Origin of the sequence: Rhizobium sp. GN54 (genome assembly GCF_021026345.1) — a bacterium.
Lineage (GTDB): Bacteria > Pseudomonadota > Alphaproteobacteria > Rhizobiales > Rhizobiaceae > Mycoplana.
Genome location: NZ_JAJNCZ010000017.1, coordinates 15,306 through 30,378, shown reverse-complemented (window position 1 = coordinate 30,378; position 15,073 = coordinate 15,306). Strand labels below are relative to the sequence as shown.

At 65.2% G+C, this 15,073-nt stretch carries 9 protein-coding genes; 8 read left to right on the top strand and 1 reads right to left on the bottom strand.

The features are described from left to right. Nucleotides 1-3: 3 nt before the first annotated feature. The gene (locus tag LQK81_RS25335; protein WP_230809195.1) at nucleotides 4-1,674 is read left to right on the top strand and encodes an amidohydrolase; all 1,671 of its coding nucleotides are present in this window, start codon (nucleotides 4-6) and stop codon (nucleotides 1,672-1,674) included. A 75-nt stretch (nucleotides 1,675-1,749) separates the two neighbouring features. Further along, on the top strand, nucleotides 1,750-2,622 hold the full coding sequence (gene aguB / locus LQK81_RS25330) for an N-carbamoylputrescine amidase (RefSeq protein ID WP_230809194.1): 873 nt from the start codon (nucleotides 1,750-1,752) through the stop codon (nucleotides 2,620-2,622). A gap of 77 nt (nucleotides 2,623-2,699) precedes the next feature. Here the strand turns inward: aguB and LQK81_RS25325 are convergent, their stop codons facing one another. Beyond that, on the bottom strand, nucleotides 2,700-4,049 hold the full coding sequence (locus LQK81_RS25325) for an MFS transporter (protein ID WP_230809193.1): 1,350 nt from the start codon (nucleotides 4,047-4,049) through the stop codon (nucleotides 2,700-2,702). Nucleotides 4,050-4,316: 267 nt separating this feature from the next. Between LQK81_RS25325 and cyoA the strand changes: the two genes are divergently transcribed. From cyoA to LQK81_RS25295, 6 genes are all read left to right on the top strand, one after another. Beyond that, a complete protein-coding gene (cyoA, locus tag LQK81_RS25320; RefSeq protein ID WP_230809192.1) occupies nucleotides 4,317-5,504 on the top strand; it encodes a ubiquinol oxidase subunit II in 1,188 nt (395 codons plus the stop codon). A 31-nt stretch (nucleotides 5,505-5,535) separates the two neighbouring features. Further along, entirely contained in the window at nucleotides 5,536-7,539 is a 2,004-nt protein-coding gene (gene cyoB / locus LQK81_RS25315) for a cytochrome o ubiquinol oxidase subunit I (RefSeq protein WP_230809191.1), read from the top strand. A gap of 1 nt (nucleotide 7,540) precedes the next feature. Continuing rightward, on the top strand, nucleotides 7,541-8,161 hold the full coding sequence (gene cyoC / locus LQK81_RS25310; RefSeq protein WP_230809190.1) for a cytochrome o ubiquinol oxidase subunit III: 621 nt from the start codon (nucleotides 7,541-7,543) through the stop codon (nucleotides 8,159-8,161). After that, nucleotides 8,158-8,565: a cytochrome o ubiquinol oxidase subunit IV gene (gene cyoD / locus LQK81_RS25305; RefSeq protein ID WP_230809189.1), complete on the top strand. Its 408-nt coding sequence runs from the start codon at nucleotides 8,158-8,160 to the stop codon at nucleotides 8,563-8,565. The genes cyoC and cyoD overlap by 4 nt, the downstream gene beginning before the upstream one ends. Nucleotides 8,566-8,672: 107 nt before the next feature. Further along, nucleotides 8,673-9,350, top strand: coding sequence for an SURF1 family protein (locus tag LQK81_RS25300; protein ID WP_230809207.1), 678 nt, complete (start codon nucleotides 8,673-8,675; stop codon nucleotides 9,348-9,350). A 221-nt stretch (nucleotides 9,351-9,571) separates the two neighbouring features. Continuing rightward, nucleotides 9,572-15,073, top strand: a complete 5,502-nt coding sequence (locus LQK81_RS25295; RefSeq protein ID WP_230809188.1) for a DUF4082 domain-containing protein — start codon at nucleotides 9,572-9,574, stop codon at nucleotides 15,071-15,073.

Genomic DNA, 15,073 nt, shown 5'->3' with positions numbered 1-15,073 from the left:
CCCATGCAGACGAAGGCTGATCTCATCATCCGCAACGCGCGCGTCCTCACCATGGACGAGGCGAGGCCCCGCGCAACCGCGATCGCGGTCGCCGGAAACCGCATTCTCGCCGTCGGCGCGGAAGCGGACGTGCTCGCCCATGCGGGCCCCGCCACCCGCATGATCGACGCGAAGGGTGGAACCGTGCTGCCGGGTTTAAACGAATCCCACATGCACATCTTCCCGGGCTCCGTCGAACTCAGCGAACTGTCGCTCTACAAGGTCAAGGGCTACGCCGCCCTGGAGAAGGCGGTCCGCACCTATGCTGGCGAGTATCCGCAGCGTCCCCTGCTGATCGCCCAGCACGCCGACTACTCCGTCCTCTCCGACGACGAGCGGCTGACCCGCCACGTGCTCGACCGCATCCTGCCCGATCGGCCGCTCCTGGTCGTCGCCCCCGACCACCACACCGCCTGGGCCAACACGATCGCGCTGGAAAAAGCCGGCATCATCGAGGGCCGCGACGTCGGGATCGGCAACGAGATCGTCATGGGCGAGGACGGGCTTGCGAACGGCGAGCTGCGCGAGAGCAATGCCATCCGCCCGGTGGCGGCCCTTGGAGAAACAGGTGGTCGCGAGATGCTCGGCATCGGCACCGGCGGCGAGCCCGAGCACGTCACCGCCGAAGACCGGGCCAGCGACATCGCCGTGCTCAGGCAGGGCCTCGCCTACGTCGCCTCGCTCGGCATCACCTCCTTGCAGAACATGGACGGCAACCACTACCAGCTCGAACTGCTCGCCGAGATCGAGAAGGCCGGCGGCCTGCCGGTGCGCGTTCGCATGCCCTTTCACATGAAGAACTTCATGCCGCTTTCCGACCTTGGGGAAAAGGCGGCGCAATGGCGCGAGGAATTCTCCGGCGACCGGCTGCGCTGCGACTTCGTCAAGATGTTCATGGACGGCGTCACCGAGGGCGAGACCGCCGTCTTCGTCGACGACTATGCCCACAAGCCGGGCTGGAAGGGCGAGCCGCTGTTTTCCCAGGAGCAGTTCGACGCGATCGCCGTCGAGGCCGACCGGCTGCGCCTGCCGGTCGCCGTGCATGCGATCGGCGACGGCGCGGTGCGCATGGTGCTGAACGGCTACGAGGCGGCGATCAGGGCGAACGGCAGGCGCGACAGCCGCAACCGCATCGAGCATATCGAGGTGGTGCACCCGGACGACATTCCCCGCTTCGCCGAACTCGGCACCGTCGCCTCCATGCAGCCGACCCATCCACCCGGCAGCGCCGGCCTGCCGCTGGAGCCCTATCTCGGCTTCATCGGCGAGGCGCGCTGGCCGCTCGCCTTCGCCTGGAAGACGCTGGTGAACGCGGGTGCTGCGATCGTCTTCGGCACCGACTGGCCGGTCTCGCCGCTCGACCCGATGAGCTGCATTCGCGACGCCATGGTCCGCACACCGTGGCGGGAGGGCGACCCTGACCAGCGGCTGTCGCTTGCACAAACGCTCGCCGCCTATACGAGCACCGGCGCCTGGCTGGAATTCATGGAGGACCGCAAGGGCCTGCTGAAGGAAGGCTACCTCGCCGACATCGTCGTCCTGTCGGGCGACATCGAGGCGACCGCCCCTGCGGATTTTGCCGCCATCCGTCCGGTGACGACCATCTGCGACGGCCGCATCACCCACGAGGCCTGAAGCATTTCGCGCAAAAACGTGCAGCGGTTTTGCGACAACGACACTGCGATGAAACAGGAAGCCAAAGGACAGACCATGCGCACCGTCACCGTCGCCGCCACGCAGATGGCCTGCACCTGGGACAGGCCGGCCAACGTCGAACGGGCGGAAAGGCTCGTTCGCACGGCAGCCGCACAGGGCGCAAACATCGTGCTCGTCCAGGAACTGTTCGAGGCGCCCTATTTCTGCCAGGACCAGGACGCGCAGTTCTTCGACCTGGCGAAGCCCTTTGCGGAAAATCCGCTGATCGCGCATTTCGCCCGGCTGGCCGCCGAACTCGGCGTCGTCCTGCCGGTCAGCTACTTCGAAAAGGCCGGCAAGGCCCATTTCAACTCTCTGGCCGTCGTCGATGCCGACGGCGCTGTGCTCGGAAACTACCGCAAGAGCCACATTCCCGACGGCCCCGGCTATACCGAGAAGTTCTACTTCTCCCCCGGCGATACCGGCTTCAGGGTCTGGAAGACCCGCTTCGGCACGATCGGCTGCGGCATCTGCTGGGACCAGTGGTTTCCCGAAGCCGCCCGCGCCATGGCGCTTCTGGGCGCCGAGATCCTGCTTTATCCGACCGCGATCGGCAGCGAGCCGCAGGATCCGTCGATCGACAGCGCCGCCCACTGGCAGCGGGTAATGCAGGGCCATGCCGCCGCAAACCTGATGCCGGTGGTCGCCTCCAACCGCATCGGCACCGAGGCCGGGCGTAACGGAACCTCGATCACCTTCTACGGCTCGTCCTTCATCGCCGACCAGACCGGGGCGAAAGTGGCCGAAGCCGACCGGGACACCGAAACCGTGCTGACGGCGACCTTCGACCTCGACGCGATCGAACGCCAGCGTCGGGCCTGGGGGCTGTTCCGCGACCGGCGGCCGGAACTCTACACCCCGCTTGCGACGCTCGACGGCATCTCCTGATCGCCGCACCGACAGAAAATGGCCCGCGCAACGACCGTTGCGCGGGCCTTTTTGCATGTTCCAGCCGGAGGCCCGCCTCAGTGCCCCGCCGGTTCCTGTTCGTCGCGGCTCTGGTCCAGCACCCGGCTGACGGCGAGGACGACGAGCGTGCAGATCGCGCCCGAGATCAGGTAGCCGCCGATGAAGATGATGCCGAAATTGGTGGCGAGCCCCAGCGCCACCAGCGGCGCGAAGGCGGCGCCCACCAGCCAGGCGAGATCGGAGGTGAGTGCGGCGCCGGTGTAGCGATAGTACTGGCCGAAGCGCGAGGACATCACGCCGGAAGCCTGGCCGAAGGACAGGCCGAGGATACCGAAGCCGATGATGATGAAGGCGTCCTGCCCCTTGCCGCCGGCATCCAGCAGGAACGGGGCGGAGAACGAGAAGATGGCGATGACGATCGCGCCGATCATCAGCTGGCTGCGTCGCCCGATCCGGTCGGCGATCACGCCCGAAAGCACGATGCCGATGAGGCCGACCGCCGCTCCGATCACCTGCACGAACAGGAACTCCGCCGGCGACTGCCCGCCGTTCAGCGTGACCCAGCTCAAGGGGAAGATCGTCACCAGATGGAACATCGCGAAGCTTGCGAGCGGCACGAAGGCCCCGAGCACGACGTCGCGCGCATGCTTGCTCAGCATTTCGAAGATCGGCCGTGCCTCCAGCTCCTGGGCCTCCATCGCCGTGCCGAACTCCTTGCTGCCGACGATGCGCAGGCGCGCGAACAGCGCCACCACGTTGATGGCGAAGGCCACGAAGAACGGATAGCGCCAGCCCCAGTCGAGGAAGTCCTGTTCGGACATGTTGGAGATGAGATAGCCGAACAGCACGCTCGCCAGCGCAAAGCCGATCGGCGCGCCGAGCTGCGGGATCATCGCATACCAGCCGCGATGGTTGGGCGGGGCGTTGAGGTTCATGAGCGAGGCGAGACCGTCCCAGGCGCCGCCGAGCGCGAACCCCTGCCCCAGCCGGAACAGCGCCAGGAGCGCGACCGCCCAGTATCCGATCGATTCGTAGCCCGGCAGGAACGCGATCGAGGCCGTCGATCCGCCGAGGATGACGAGGGCCACCGTCAGCTTCGTCCCGCGTCCGTAGTTCCGGTCGATCCACATGAAGATGAACGAGCCGACCGGGCGGGCGATGAAGGCCAGCGGGAAGATCGCAAACGACATCATCGTCGCTGCGACCGCATTGGGCGCGAAGGGGAAGATGAGCTTGGGGAAGACGAGCACGGAGCCGATGCCGTAGACGAAGAAATCGAAGAACTCCGACATGCGGCCGATGATCACACCGATGGCGACGCTGCCGGGCGAAACGGGCTTGTCTCCATGGAAGCGCCGGGCGTCGGCTTCAAGGCCTCTCGATGTGGGGTTGGCAACCGTTGCCATGTCGTTCATCCTCCTGGCGATAATGCGCCTCTTGGGAATGTTGATCAAACCCCCGGCGAGATCAAGAAAATGCGCAAACAAAAATTTCGCAGTGCCCGTTTGCCGCCTTTTCGGACCCGTCTGGGAGCATGCGTATACGTCTGCTAAAGTGCCTCGGCGCCCCTTGTGCAACGCGACAGATTGCTGCACTGCGACAAATGAACCCATTTCCCCCGGCGCTCCTGCGCGAGTAGTCAAAACTTAGACAAACGCAAATTCGAGTCCGAAATGTCCATTAAGTTCAAGTCCGCGGCAGGCCTGTTGGCCCTCCTGCCCCTTTTGGCACTTTCCGGATGCAACATGGTCGTCATGTCGCCATCGGGCGACATTGCCATGCAGCAGAAGGACCTGATTCTCGTCTCGACCTTCCTGATGCTCCTGATCATCGTTCCGGTCGTCTTCCTGATCTTCTTCTTCGCCTGGCGCTATCGCCACTCCAATACCGACGCCACGTACGACCCCGAATGGCATCACTCGACCGGCCTCGAGGTGGTGATCTGGTCGGCGCCGCTGGCGATCATCATCGCACTCGGCGCGATCACCTGGATCAGCACCCACAAGCTCGATCCCTACCGCCCGCTCGACCGGATCGACGCCGAGCGCCCCCTTCCGGCCGAGACCAAGCCGCTGGTGGTCGAAGTGGTGGCGCTGGACTGGAAATGGCTGTTCTTCTACCCCGAATACGGCATCGCCACCGTCAACGAGATGGCGGCCCCGGTCGACGTACCGATCCAGTTCAAGATCACCGCCTCCTCGGTGATGAACTCCTTCTACGTCCCCGCCCTTGCCGGCATGATCTATGCGATGCCCGGCATGCAGACCCAGCTTCACGCCGTCATCAACAAGGAAGGCGACTTCGAGGGCCTGTCGGCCAACTACAGCGGCGACGGCTTCTCGCACATGCGCTTCCGCTTCCACGGCCTGCAGCAGGGCGGCTTCGACGAATGGGTGGCCCGCGTCAGGCAGAACGGCACCGCCCTGAACCGCGACACCTACCTCAAGCTCGAAAAGCCGAGCATCAAGGACCCGGTCCGCTACTTCGCCACCGTCGATGACGGGCTCTTCCAGGCCATTCTCAACATGTGCGTTCGCCCCGGCCAGATGTGCATGAGCGAGATGATGCATGTCGACATGATGGGCGGCGCCGGCGTCGAAAGCCACGAGAACCGCCAGAAGCTGGAATACGACAATCGCCACGCCAACGAGGAAGCCCCCGGTGCGACCCATCCCGCCACCGGCAACGCTCCCCGCAGCGAGGAACCGGCCGAAGGCATGGACGAAAGCGGCGCGCCCGCGCCTCACGACATGAACCACAACATGAACCATGACATGCACCAGGGCCATTCCATGCCGCAGGACGGCCAGGACGGGCCGGCCCCGGCGCAACTGAACACCAACGACAGTGCGCAGCCCTGAGGCTGCATTTCTAGAGAATTTGGACAGATCGATGTTCGGCAACACTACTCTGACGCAATTCATCTTCGGGAGGCTTACCTGGGAGGCCATCCCCTATCACGAGCCCATCCTCGTGGTGACCTTCATCGCGGTCGCGCTCGGCGGCATCGCCCTGCTCGCACTGGTCACCAAGTTCAAGCTCTGGGGCTACCTCTGGAAGGAATGGTTCACCAGCGTCGACCACAAGAAGATCGGCATCATGTACGTGGTGCTGGCGCTGGTCATGCTTCTGCGCGGCTTTGCCGATGCGATCATGATGCGCATCCAGCAGGCTTGGGCCTTCAACGGCAGCGAGGGCTATCTCAACCCGCATCACTACGACCAGGTCTTCACCGCCCACGGCGTGATCATGATCTTCTTCATGGCCATGCCCTTCGTGACCGGCCTGATGAACTACGTCGTGCCGCTGCAGATCGGCGCCCGCGACGTCTCCTTCCCGTTCCTGAACAACTTTTCGTTCTGGATGACGACCGCCGGCGCCATCATCATCATGATGTCGCTGTTCGTCGGTGAGTTCGCCCGCACCGGCTGGCTCGCCTATCCGCCGCTGTCGGGCGCCGACTACAGTCCCGGCGTCGGCGTCGACTACTACATCTGGGGCCTGCAGGTCGCAGGCGTGGGCACGACGCTGTCGGGCATCAACCTGATCGCCACGATCGTGAAGATGCGCGCACCGGGCATGACCTTCATGAAGATGCCGATCTTCACCTGGACGTCGCTCTGCACCAACATCCTGATCGTCGCCACCTTCCCGATCCTGACGGCGACGCTCGCCTTGCTCTCGCTCGACCGCTACGCCGGCACGAACTTCTTCACCAACGACCTTGGTGGCAATCCGATGATGTACGTCAACCTCATCTGGATCTGGGGCCATCCGGAGGTCTACATCCTCGTGCTGCCGGCCTTCGGCATCTTCTCCGAAGTCGTCGCCACCTTCTGCGGCAAGCGCCTGTTCGGCTATGCCTCGATGGTCTACGCGACCTGCGTGATCATGATCCTGTCCTACCTCGTCTGGCTGCACCACTTCTTCACCATGGGGTCCGGTGCGTCGGTGAATGCCTTCTTCGGCATCACCACCATGATCATCTCGATCCCGACGGGGGCGAAGATGTTCAACTGGCTCTTCACCATGTATCGCGGCCGCATCCGCTACGAAGTGCCGATGTACTGGACGGTCGGCTTCATGTTCACCTTCGTGATCGGCGGCATGACCGGCGTTCTCCTCGCCGTCCCGCCGGCAGACTTCGTGCTGCACAACTCGCTGTTCCTGATCGCGCACTTCCACAACGTCATCATCGGCGGCGTCGTGTTCGGCCTGATGGCGGGTGTGGTCTACTGGTGGCCCAAGGCCTTCGGCTACAAGCTCGATCCCTTCTGGGGCAAGATGAGCTTCTGGTTCTGGCAGATCGGCTTCTTCTTCGCCTTCATGCCGCTCTACGTACTCGGCCTGATGGGCGTCACCCGCCGCGTTTCGCAGTTCGAGGACCCCTCGCTGCGGATCTGGTTCATCATCGCCGCCTTCGGCGCCTTCCTGATCGCGCTCGGCATCGCCTCCTTCATCGTCCAGCTCGTCGTCAGCTACCTCAGGCGCGACCAGTTGCGCGACTTCACCGGCGACCCGTGGAACGGCCGCACGCTCGAGTGGTCGACCTCCTCGCCGCCGCCCGACTACAACTTCGCCTTCACCCCGGTCGTGCACGATCACGACAGCTGGTACGACATGAAGAACCGCGGCTACGAGCGCCCGCTCGGCGGCTTCAAGCCGATCCACATGCCGAAGAACACCGGGACGGGCGTGATCCTGGCCGGTCTCAGCATCGCGCTCGCCTTCGGCCTGATCTGGTACATGTGGTGGCTCGCGATCGCCTCCTTCGTCGCCATCGTCGGCGTGTCGATCGCCCACACCTTCAACTACAACCGGGACTTCTACATCCCCGCCGAGACGGTAACGGCAACAGAGGACGCGCGCTCCGAGCTGCTGGCGGAGCGGACCTGACATGAGCAACGAAGCACTCCAAGAAACCGAAGCGCCCCAGTTCTACCTGGAAGAGGACCACCATCCCGAAGGCAGCACCATGCTGGGCTTCTGGATCTACCTGATGAGCGACTGCCTCATCTTCGCCGTGCTGTTCGCCACGCACGGCGTGCTCGGCCGCAACTATGCGGCCGGCCCTTCGCCTGCCGATCTCTTCGACCTGTCGCTCGTCGCCATCAACACGGCGATGCTGCTGTTCTCGTCGATCACCTACGGCTTCGCCATGCTCCAGATGGAGCGCAACGCCAAGATGGAGACGATCTTCTGGCTCGGCGTGACCGGACTCTTCGGCCTGGCCTTCCTCGGGCTGGAGCTCTACGAGTTCTATCACCTGATCCATGAGGGCGCCGGCCCCGGCCGCAGCGCCTTCCTGTCGTCGTTCTTCGTGCTCGTCGGCACCCACGGCCTGCACGTCACCTTCGGCATCATCTGGCTCGTCACGCTGATGGTGCAGGTGAGGATGCACGGTCTCATTCCGGAGAACCGCCGCCGGCTGATGTGCCTGTCGATGTTCTGGCACTTCCTCGATGTCGTCTGGATCGGCGTCTTTTCCTTCGTCTACCTGATGGGAGTTCTCGGATGAGCCCGCAAGCCCACGCACCCGCCCACGAAGACGCCCACAACGTCCACCATGGCCACAGCCACGGGCACGATGCCGGCCACGGCTCGCTCAGGACCTACCTGATCGGCTTCGTCCTCGCCGCCATCCTGACCGCCATTCCCTTCTGGCTGGTCATGGGCGAGGTGTTCGAGAACAAGCTCGTCACGGCCGTGCTGATCATGATCTTCGCAGCCGTCCAGATCGTCGTGCACATGGTCTGCTTCCTGCACATGAACGCGCGTTCGGAAGGCGGCTGGACGATCATGGCGCTGATCTTCACGCTGATCATCGTCGCGATCATGCTGGCCGGCTCGTTCTGGGTCATGCATCATCTCAACACGAACATGATGCCCATGTCGCCCGAGATGATGAAGAACATGCCCTGACGGGCCCGGAGGGCAGACCCATGGCCGCCGGCCATCGAGACCAGGGCGGCGCGGCGGCACCGGGTGCCGCCCGCGCCGGCAGATCCCGCCTCGTCTTTGCCGGCGCGATGCTGCTCCTGGCCACAGTCTTCATCCTGCTCGGCACGTGGCAGGTGCAGCGGCTCTTCTGGAAGCTCGACCTGATCGCCCGGGTGGAAGCCCGCATTCATGCGCAGCCCATGCCGCCGCCCCCGCAGCCTGCATGGCCGGACATCGCCGCGCCGACCCATGAATACCTTCGGGTGACGGCCGAAGGCACGTTCGACCACGCCCGGGCAGTGCTGGTGCAGGCGGTGACGGAACGCGGCGCCGGCTTCTGGGTCATGACGCCGCTCCGCCAGGCGGACGGAACCACCATCCTCGTCAATCGCGGCTTCGTGCCGCCCGACCGGCGCGATACGGCGTCGCGCAGCGAAGGCGACATCGCGGGGCCTGTGCGGGTGACCGGGCTCGTTCGGATGAGCGAACCCGGCGGCGGCTTCCTGCGTGCCAACGATCCGGCGCACGGGCGCTGGTACTCGCGCGACGTCGCCGCGATCGCGACGGCCACCGGTCTCAAAGGCGTCGCCCCCTATTTCCTCGACGCCGACGCCACGCCCAACCCCGGCGGCCTGCCGGCCGGCGGGCTCACGATTGTCCGTTTCCGCAACAGTCACCTCGTCTACGCGCTCACCTGGTACGCCATGGCCGCGATGAGCATCGGCGCCATGCTCGTCCTCGGGCGGCACGCGCGCCGCGCGGGGTAGCCCCCCGCCAGCGCATCTCCCGCCTTGAGGCACCGTATGCGCAAGGCTGCGCCGCCTACTCCCTGGACGCGCTTCGCGCGCGCTTTGCAGCGGCAGGGGGAATGCACCTAGTCAAATAGGGGGAGACCCGGCGCCGCCAGGTACTACCGATTGCGGTAGTTTGTCGGCGCCCAAATGTCGGCAGAATGATCTCCGGGCAAAGACAAAGCGCGGGGGCACCGATGTTCAGGTTTCAGATCAAGAACCATGACCTGCTGAGCATGTCGGGCGGTTCGGCAAGAACCTATGTCGGCACCACCAATGGCACGCTGCCGACAGGCACGAACACCGACCTTTCCGCCGGTAAATCGGCCACGCACGGGGCGCAGACGGCCGGCGACGCGGGCTTCGGACCCGCGCTGGGCCGCGCGCTGCAGCCGGTCGCATCCGCCTTGTCCTTCGCATCGGGCCTGTCCTTCGCATCTAGCCTGGACTTCTCCTCGGGAACGCCGGCTGCGCCTTTGCCGGGCGGGCCGGCCATCGCAGGCCCGGTCTCCCTCTGGTCCTACGTCTTCAGTGCGCCTTTGGGCGACTGGAGCTCCCTGAAGCCCTCGGACGATGCCGGGGGGCGGCCCGGTGCTACGGAGGCCGGCGGCAAGCCGGCCCTCTCCCCCTTCGGCGCGGCCTCGAAGCCGGCGGATACGGCAGGTCCCGCGAGCACGCCGGCCGGTACCGGCGCAACGAACCCGCAGGCCTCCGCCACACCGGCCATGAAGGTTCCGACAGGACAGACGCCCGGCAATCCGGAGGGGACGGATAGCTCTACCGCCTCGACCGAGTCCCTCTCCCCGACCACGCAGGGCTCGCAGGGGAGCACGCTGGAGGGCAGCGACAAGGAGACCATCGCACCGGAAATGACCGTCGGCACGACCGGCGCAGAGATGCCGGGCCAACAGACTGCGGCGTTGTCGGCCACGGATGCGCAGGCTCCCGGATCGGCACCGGACACCACGACCGCCGAAGAGGGCGGCGCCGCAACACTTGCCGCCGCCGCCGCGGTGCCGAACAAGATCGCGCTCGAGAACATGAAGGAGGGCAACCCCTATTCGGAATGGAGCATCGAGGGCGACGGCGATGCCACCATCCAGGGGTTTGCGACCGAGATCAGCACCAATATCGGCGGCACGGTCGACTTCAAGATCGCGACCGATTCCACGAACTACCGCATCGACATCTACCGGCTCGGCTACTATGGCGGCGACGGCGCCCGCCTGGTCGATTCCATCGAGAAGTCGCTGACCACCGCCCAGGTGCAGCCGCACCCGATCGTCGACATGTCGATCGGCCTCATCGATGCCGGCAACTGGGACGTGTCGGCGAGCTGGGAGATCCCCGACGACGCCGTCTCCGGCGTCTACATCGCCAAGCTCGTGCGCCTCGACGGCAGCGAGGGCGCGAGCCACATCCCCTTCGTCGTGCGCGACGACGCCTCGACCAGCGACATCGTCTTCCAGACCTCGGACACCACTTGGCAGGCCTACAACGCCTGGGGCGGCGCCAGCCTCTACTTCGGCGAGGTCCCCGTCGATCCCGCCGACATGATCGGCTACCTGCCGCCGAACTGTAGCTGCGGCGTGACCGCCATCGGCCGCGCATCCGCCGTCAGCTACAACCGCCCGATCGTCACCAATACGAGCCCGATCGGCGGCACCCACGACTTCGTCTTCGGCGTCGAGCACTCCGCCATCCAGTGGCTGGAGCAGAACGGTTATGACGTCTCCTACATCTCCGGCGTCGATTCCAGCCGCAACGGCCAGATGATCCTCAACCATGATGCCTTCCTCTCGGTCGGCCATGACGAGTACTGGTCCGCCGAGCAGCGCGCGGCTGTCGAACAGGCGCGCGATTCCGGCGTCAACCTCGCCTTCTGGGGCGGGAACGACATGTACTGGAAGATCCGCTGGGAAGACAGCATCGACGGCAACGGCACGCCCTACCGCACGATGGTCTGCTACAAGGAGACCTGGGGCACCAGCACCGACCCGAGCGACACCGGCACCGGCACCTGGCGCGACCCGCGCTACGCCGATCCCGGCCAGACGCCGGAAAACGCGCTAATCGGCACGATGTTCACCGTCGACAGCTATCGCAGCGACGAGATCACCGTCGGCTACGATTTCTCCAACCTGCGCTTCTGGCGCGACACCGACATTGCCGACCTGCAGCCCGGCCAGACCTACACCATGCCGAAGAACATCCTCGGCTACGAGTGGAATTCCGACGTCGAGAACGGCTTCAGGCCGGCCGGCCTCGTCAACCTGTCGCTGTCGACCGTCTCGGTGGAATCCTACCTGCGCGACTACGGCACGACCGTCGGCGATGCGGTCGTCGAGCACAGCCTGACCATGTACCGCGCCGAAAGCGGCGCGCTCGTCTTCAGCGCCGGAACGGTGTTCTGGTCCTGGGGTCTGAACGACCAGCATTCCGGCCCCTACATGGAGACGGACAGGAACGTCCAGCAGTCGATGGTCAACATGTTCGCCGACATGGGCATCCAGCCGACGACGCTGGTGTCCAGCCTGATCCTGGCATCGGAATCGACCGATACGCTTCGACCGACCTCGACCATCACCACGCCGGTGGTCGGCGCGACCTTCATCGAGGGCCAGCACGTGACCGTCACCGGCACCGCGGCCGATCTCGGCGGCGGCGTCATCGCCGGCGTGGAGATCTCCACCGATGGCGGCCAGAGCTGGTTCAAGGCCACCGGCCGCGAGAACTGGAGCTTCAACTGGGTGGTCCAGGCGAGCGGCACCTACACGATCATGTCGCGCGCGGTCGACGACAGCCTGAACCTGGAGACGCCGTCGGCCGGCAAGCAGGTCACCGTCAGCCTGCCCTCCAACACCGTCAGCCTGTGGACGCAGGCATCGAAGCCCGCGATAGAAACGACGATCGACCGCGACGGCGTCGAGGTCGGCCTGCGCTTCGAGACGACGACCAATGGCACCATCGAGGGCATCCGCTTCTACAAGGGCTTCTACAACACCGGCAGCCACCGGGTCAGCCTCTGGGACGAGGCCGGCAACCGGATCGCCACCGGCATCTCCACCAACGAATCGATCACCGGCTGGCAGACGGTCAAGTTCTCGAGCCCCGTCCAGATCACCGCGGGAACCACCTACACCGCCTCCTACCATACCAAGGGCTACTATTCGTCGACGCTCGACTATTTCGACACCGGCTATCAGAACGGCTTCCTCAAGACGAATGCAAATGCAAGCGTCTACTCCTACACCGACACGCCCGGCACCTTCCCGGGCAGCATCGCGGACGGCCGGAACTACTGGGTCGACGTCCTCTTCAACCCCGGCGCGAACACAGCACCGGTGGCCGTGGACGACAACGGCTTCACCATCGGCCGCAACGGCATGCTGACGCTGTCGATCGCAGCCCTGGTCGCCAACGACACGGATGCCAATGGCGATCAGCTGACGATCACCGCCGTGGGCGGCGCGGTCAACGGCACCGTCACTCTCAACACCCAGAACGGCACCGTCGTCTTCCAGCCGAACGAGAACTATTCCGGGCCGGCGAGCTTCACCTACACCGTCTCGGACGGGCGCAACGGCACCGACCAGGGCAGCGTCAGCCTCACGGTCGATGAAGGCCCGAGCGGCGTCTCCCTGTTCAATCCCGGCGATACGCCGGTGGGACCGGTCTATGTCGAAGGCACCGGCGTCGAACTCGGCATGAAGTTCGTCGCCTCCTCGGCCGGCGAGATCACCGGCATCCGCTTCTACAAGGCCCCCGGCGACACCGGCACGCACACCGGCGCGCTCTATGATGCGAACGGAACCCGGATCGCCTCTGTGACGTTCACCAACGAATCGCTGAGCGGCTGGCAGACGGCCACGTTCTCGAGCCCGATCCAGATCACCGCGGGCCAGACCTACACGGCCTCCTACCACAGCAGCAACGGCACCTATTACGCCACCGGCGGCTACTTCAGTTCGTCGCGCACGAACGGGCCGCTGACCGCCCCCTCCTCCGATTCTGTGGACGGCGGCAACGGCGTCTTCCGCTACGGCACCGGCGGGCTGGTCCCGACGCAGAGCTACAACGCCTCCAACTACTGGGTCGACGTCGTCTTCAAGCAGAGCACGGTCAACGCCGCGCCCGTCGCCGCAAACGACAATGGCTATGTCGCGACCTACAACACCGCGCTCTCGATCGGCGCGTCCCTGCTGCTGGCCAACGACAACGACCCGGATGGCGACGCCCTTGTCATCACCGGTGCCGGCAACGCCACGAACGGAACGGTCGCCTACAACAGCCAGACCAATTCGGTCGTCTTCACCCCCACGACAGGGCACACCGGAGCGGCGAGCTTCTCCTACACCGTCTCCGACGGCCGCGGCGGCACGGATACGGCGACCGTCAGCCTGACAGTGGCACCGCAATCGAACGCCACCAGCCTGTTCTCGCCCTCCGACACCCCGTCGGTAACGTCGAGTTCGGACACCACGCCGGTCGAACTCGGCATGAAGTTCGTCGCCTCCTCGAGCGGCCAGATCACCGGCCTGCGCTACTACAAGAGCGCACAGGACAACGGCACCCATGTCGGTTCGCTCTGGACCGCCTCTGGCGACCTGATCACCTCGGCCACCTTCGTCAACGAGAGTGCGAGCGGCTGGCAGACCGTCCTGTTCTCGCAGCCGGTCACCATTTCGGCCGGGACCACCTACGTCGCGAGCTACCAGTCGAACGGCCGCTATGCGGTGACCCCGAACTACTTCACCACGACCCGGACCAATGGCGACCTCAGCGCGCCGTCGAGCGCCACGATCGGCGGCAACGGCGTCTTCGCCTACGGCTCCGGCAACGAATTCCCCAACCAGAGCTGGAATTCGTCGAACTACTGGGTCGACGTGCTCTACGAGCGCAACACCGTCAACACCGCACCGGTCGCCGTGAACGATCCCGGCTACCAGACGCAGACCGGCACGCCGATCACGATCCAGGCCTCCGCCCTTCTCGGCAACGATACTGACGCCGACGGCGATCCGCTCACGATCACCGGCGTCTCCAATGCCGTCAACGGCCAGGTCTCGTTCGACAGCCAGGCGAACACGGTCACCTTCACCCCGACGGCCGGCCACCAGGGATCCGCGAGCTTCCGCTATGAGATCTCGGACGGCCAGGGCGGCGTGTCGTCGGCCCAGGTCTCGCTCAACGTCAACGCGCCGAACACCGACCAGACGATCTTCGCGAATTCCACCCCGACGATCGTCTCCGTCAACGACAACTCCCCGGTCAATCTCGGGATGAAATTCCAGGCGGACGTGGATGGCTGGATCACCGGCATCCGCTTCTACAAGGCCGCCAACAACACCGGCCCGCATACAGGCTACCTCTGGAGCGCGGACGGCGACCTGATCACCAGCGCCACCTTCACCAACGAGACGGCGAGCGGCTGGCAGTTGGCCGATCTCGCCCAGGACGTGGAGATCGACGCCAACACCACCTACATCGTCTCCTACAGCACCAACGGCAACTACTCGGCGACCGCCGGAGGCTTCAACTCCGAGGTCTCGAACGGCAACCTGCGCGCCCTCTCCTCCACGCTGAGCGGCGGCAACGGGGTCTATGCCTACGGGTCTTCGGGCGTGATGCCGGCCAGTTCCTACAACAGCACGAACTACTACGTCGACGTGGCCTTCCGGCCGCAGTTGGCGGCATGA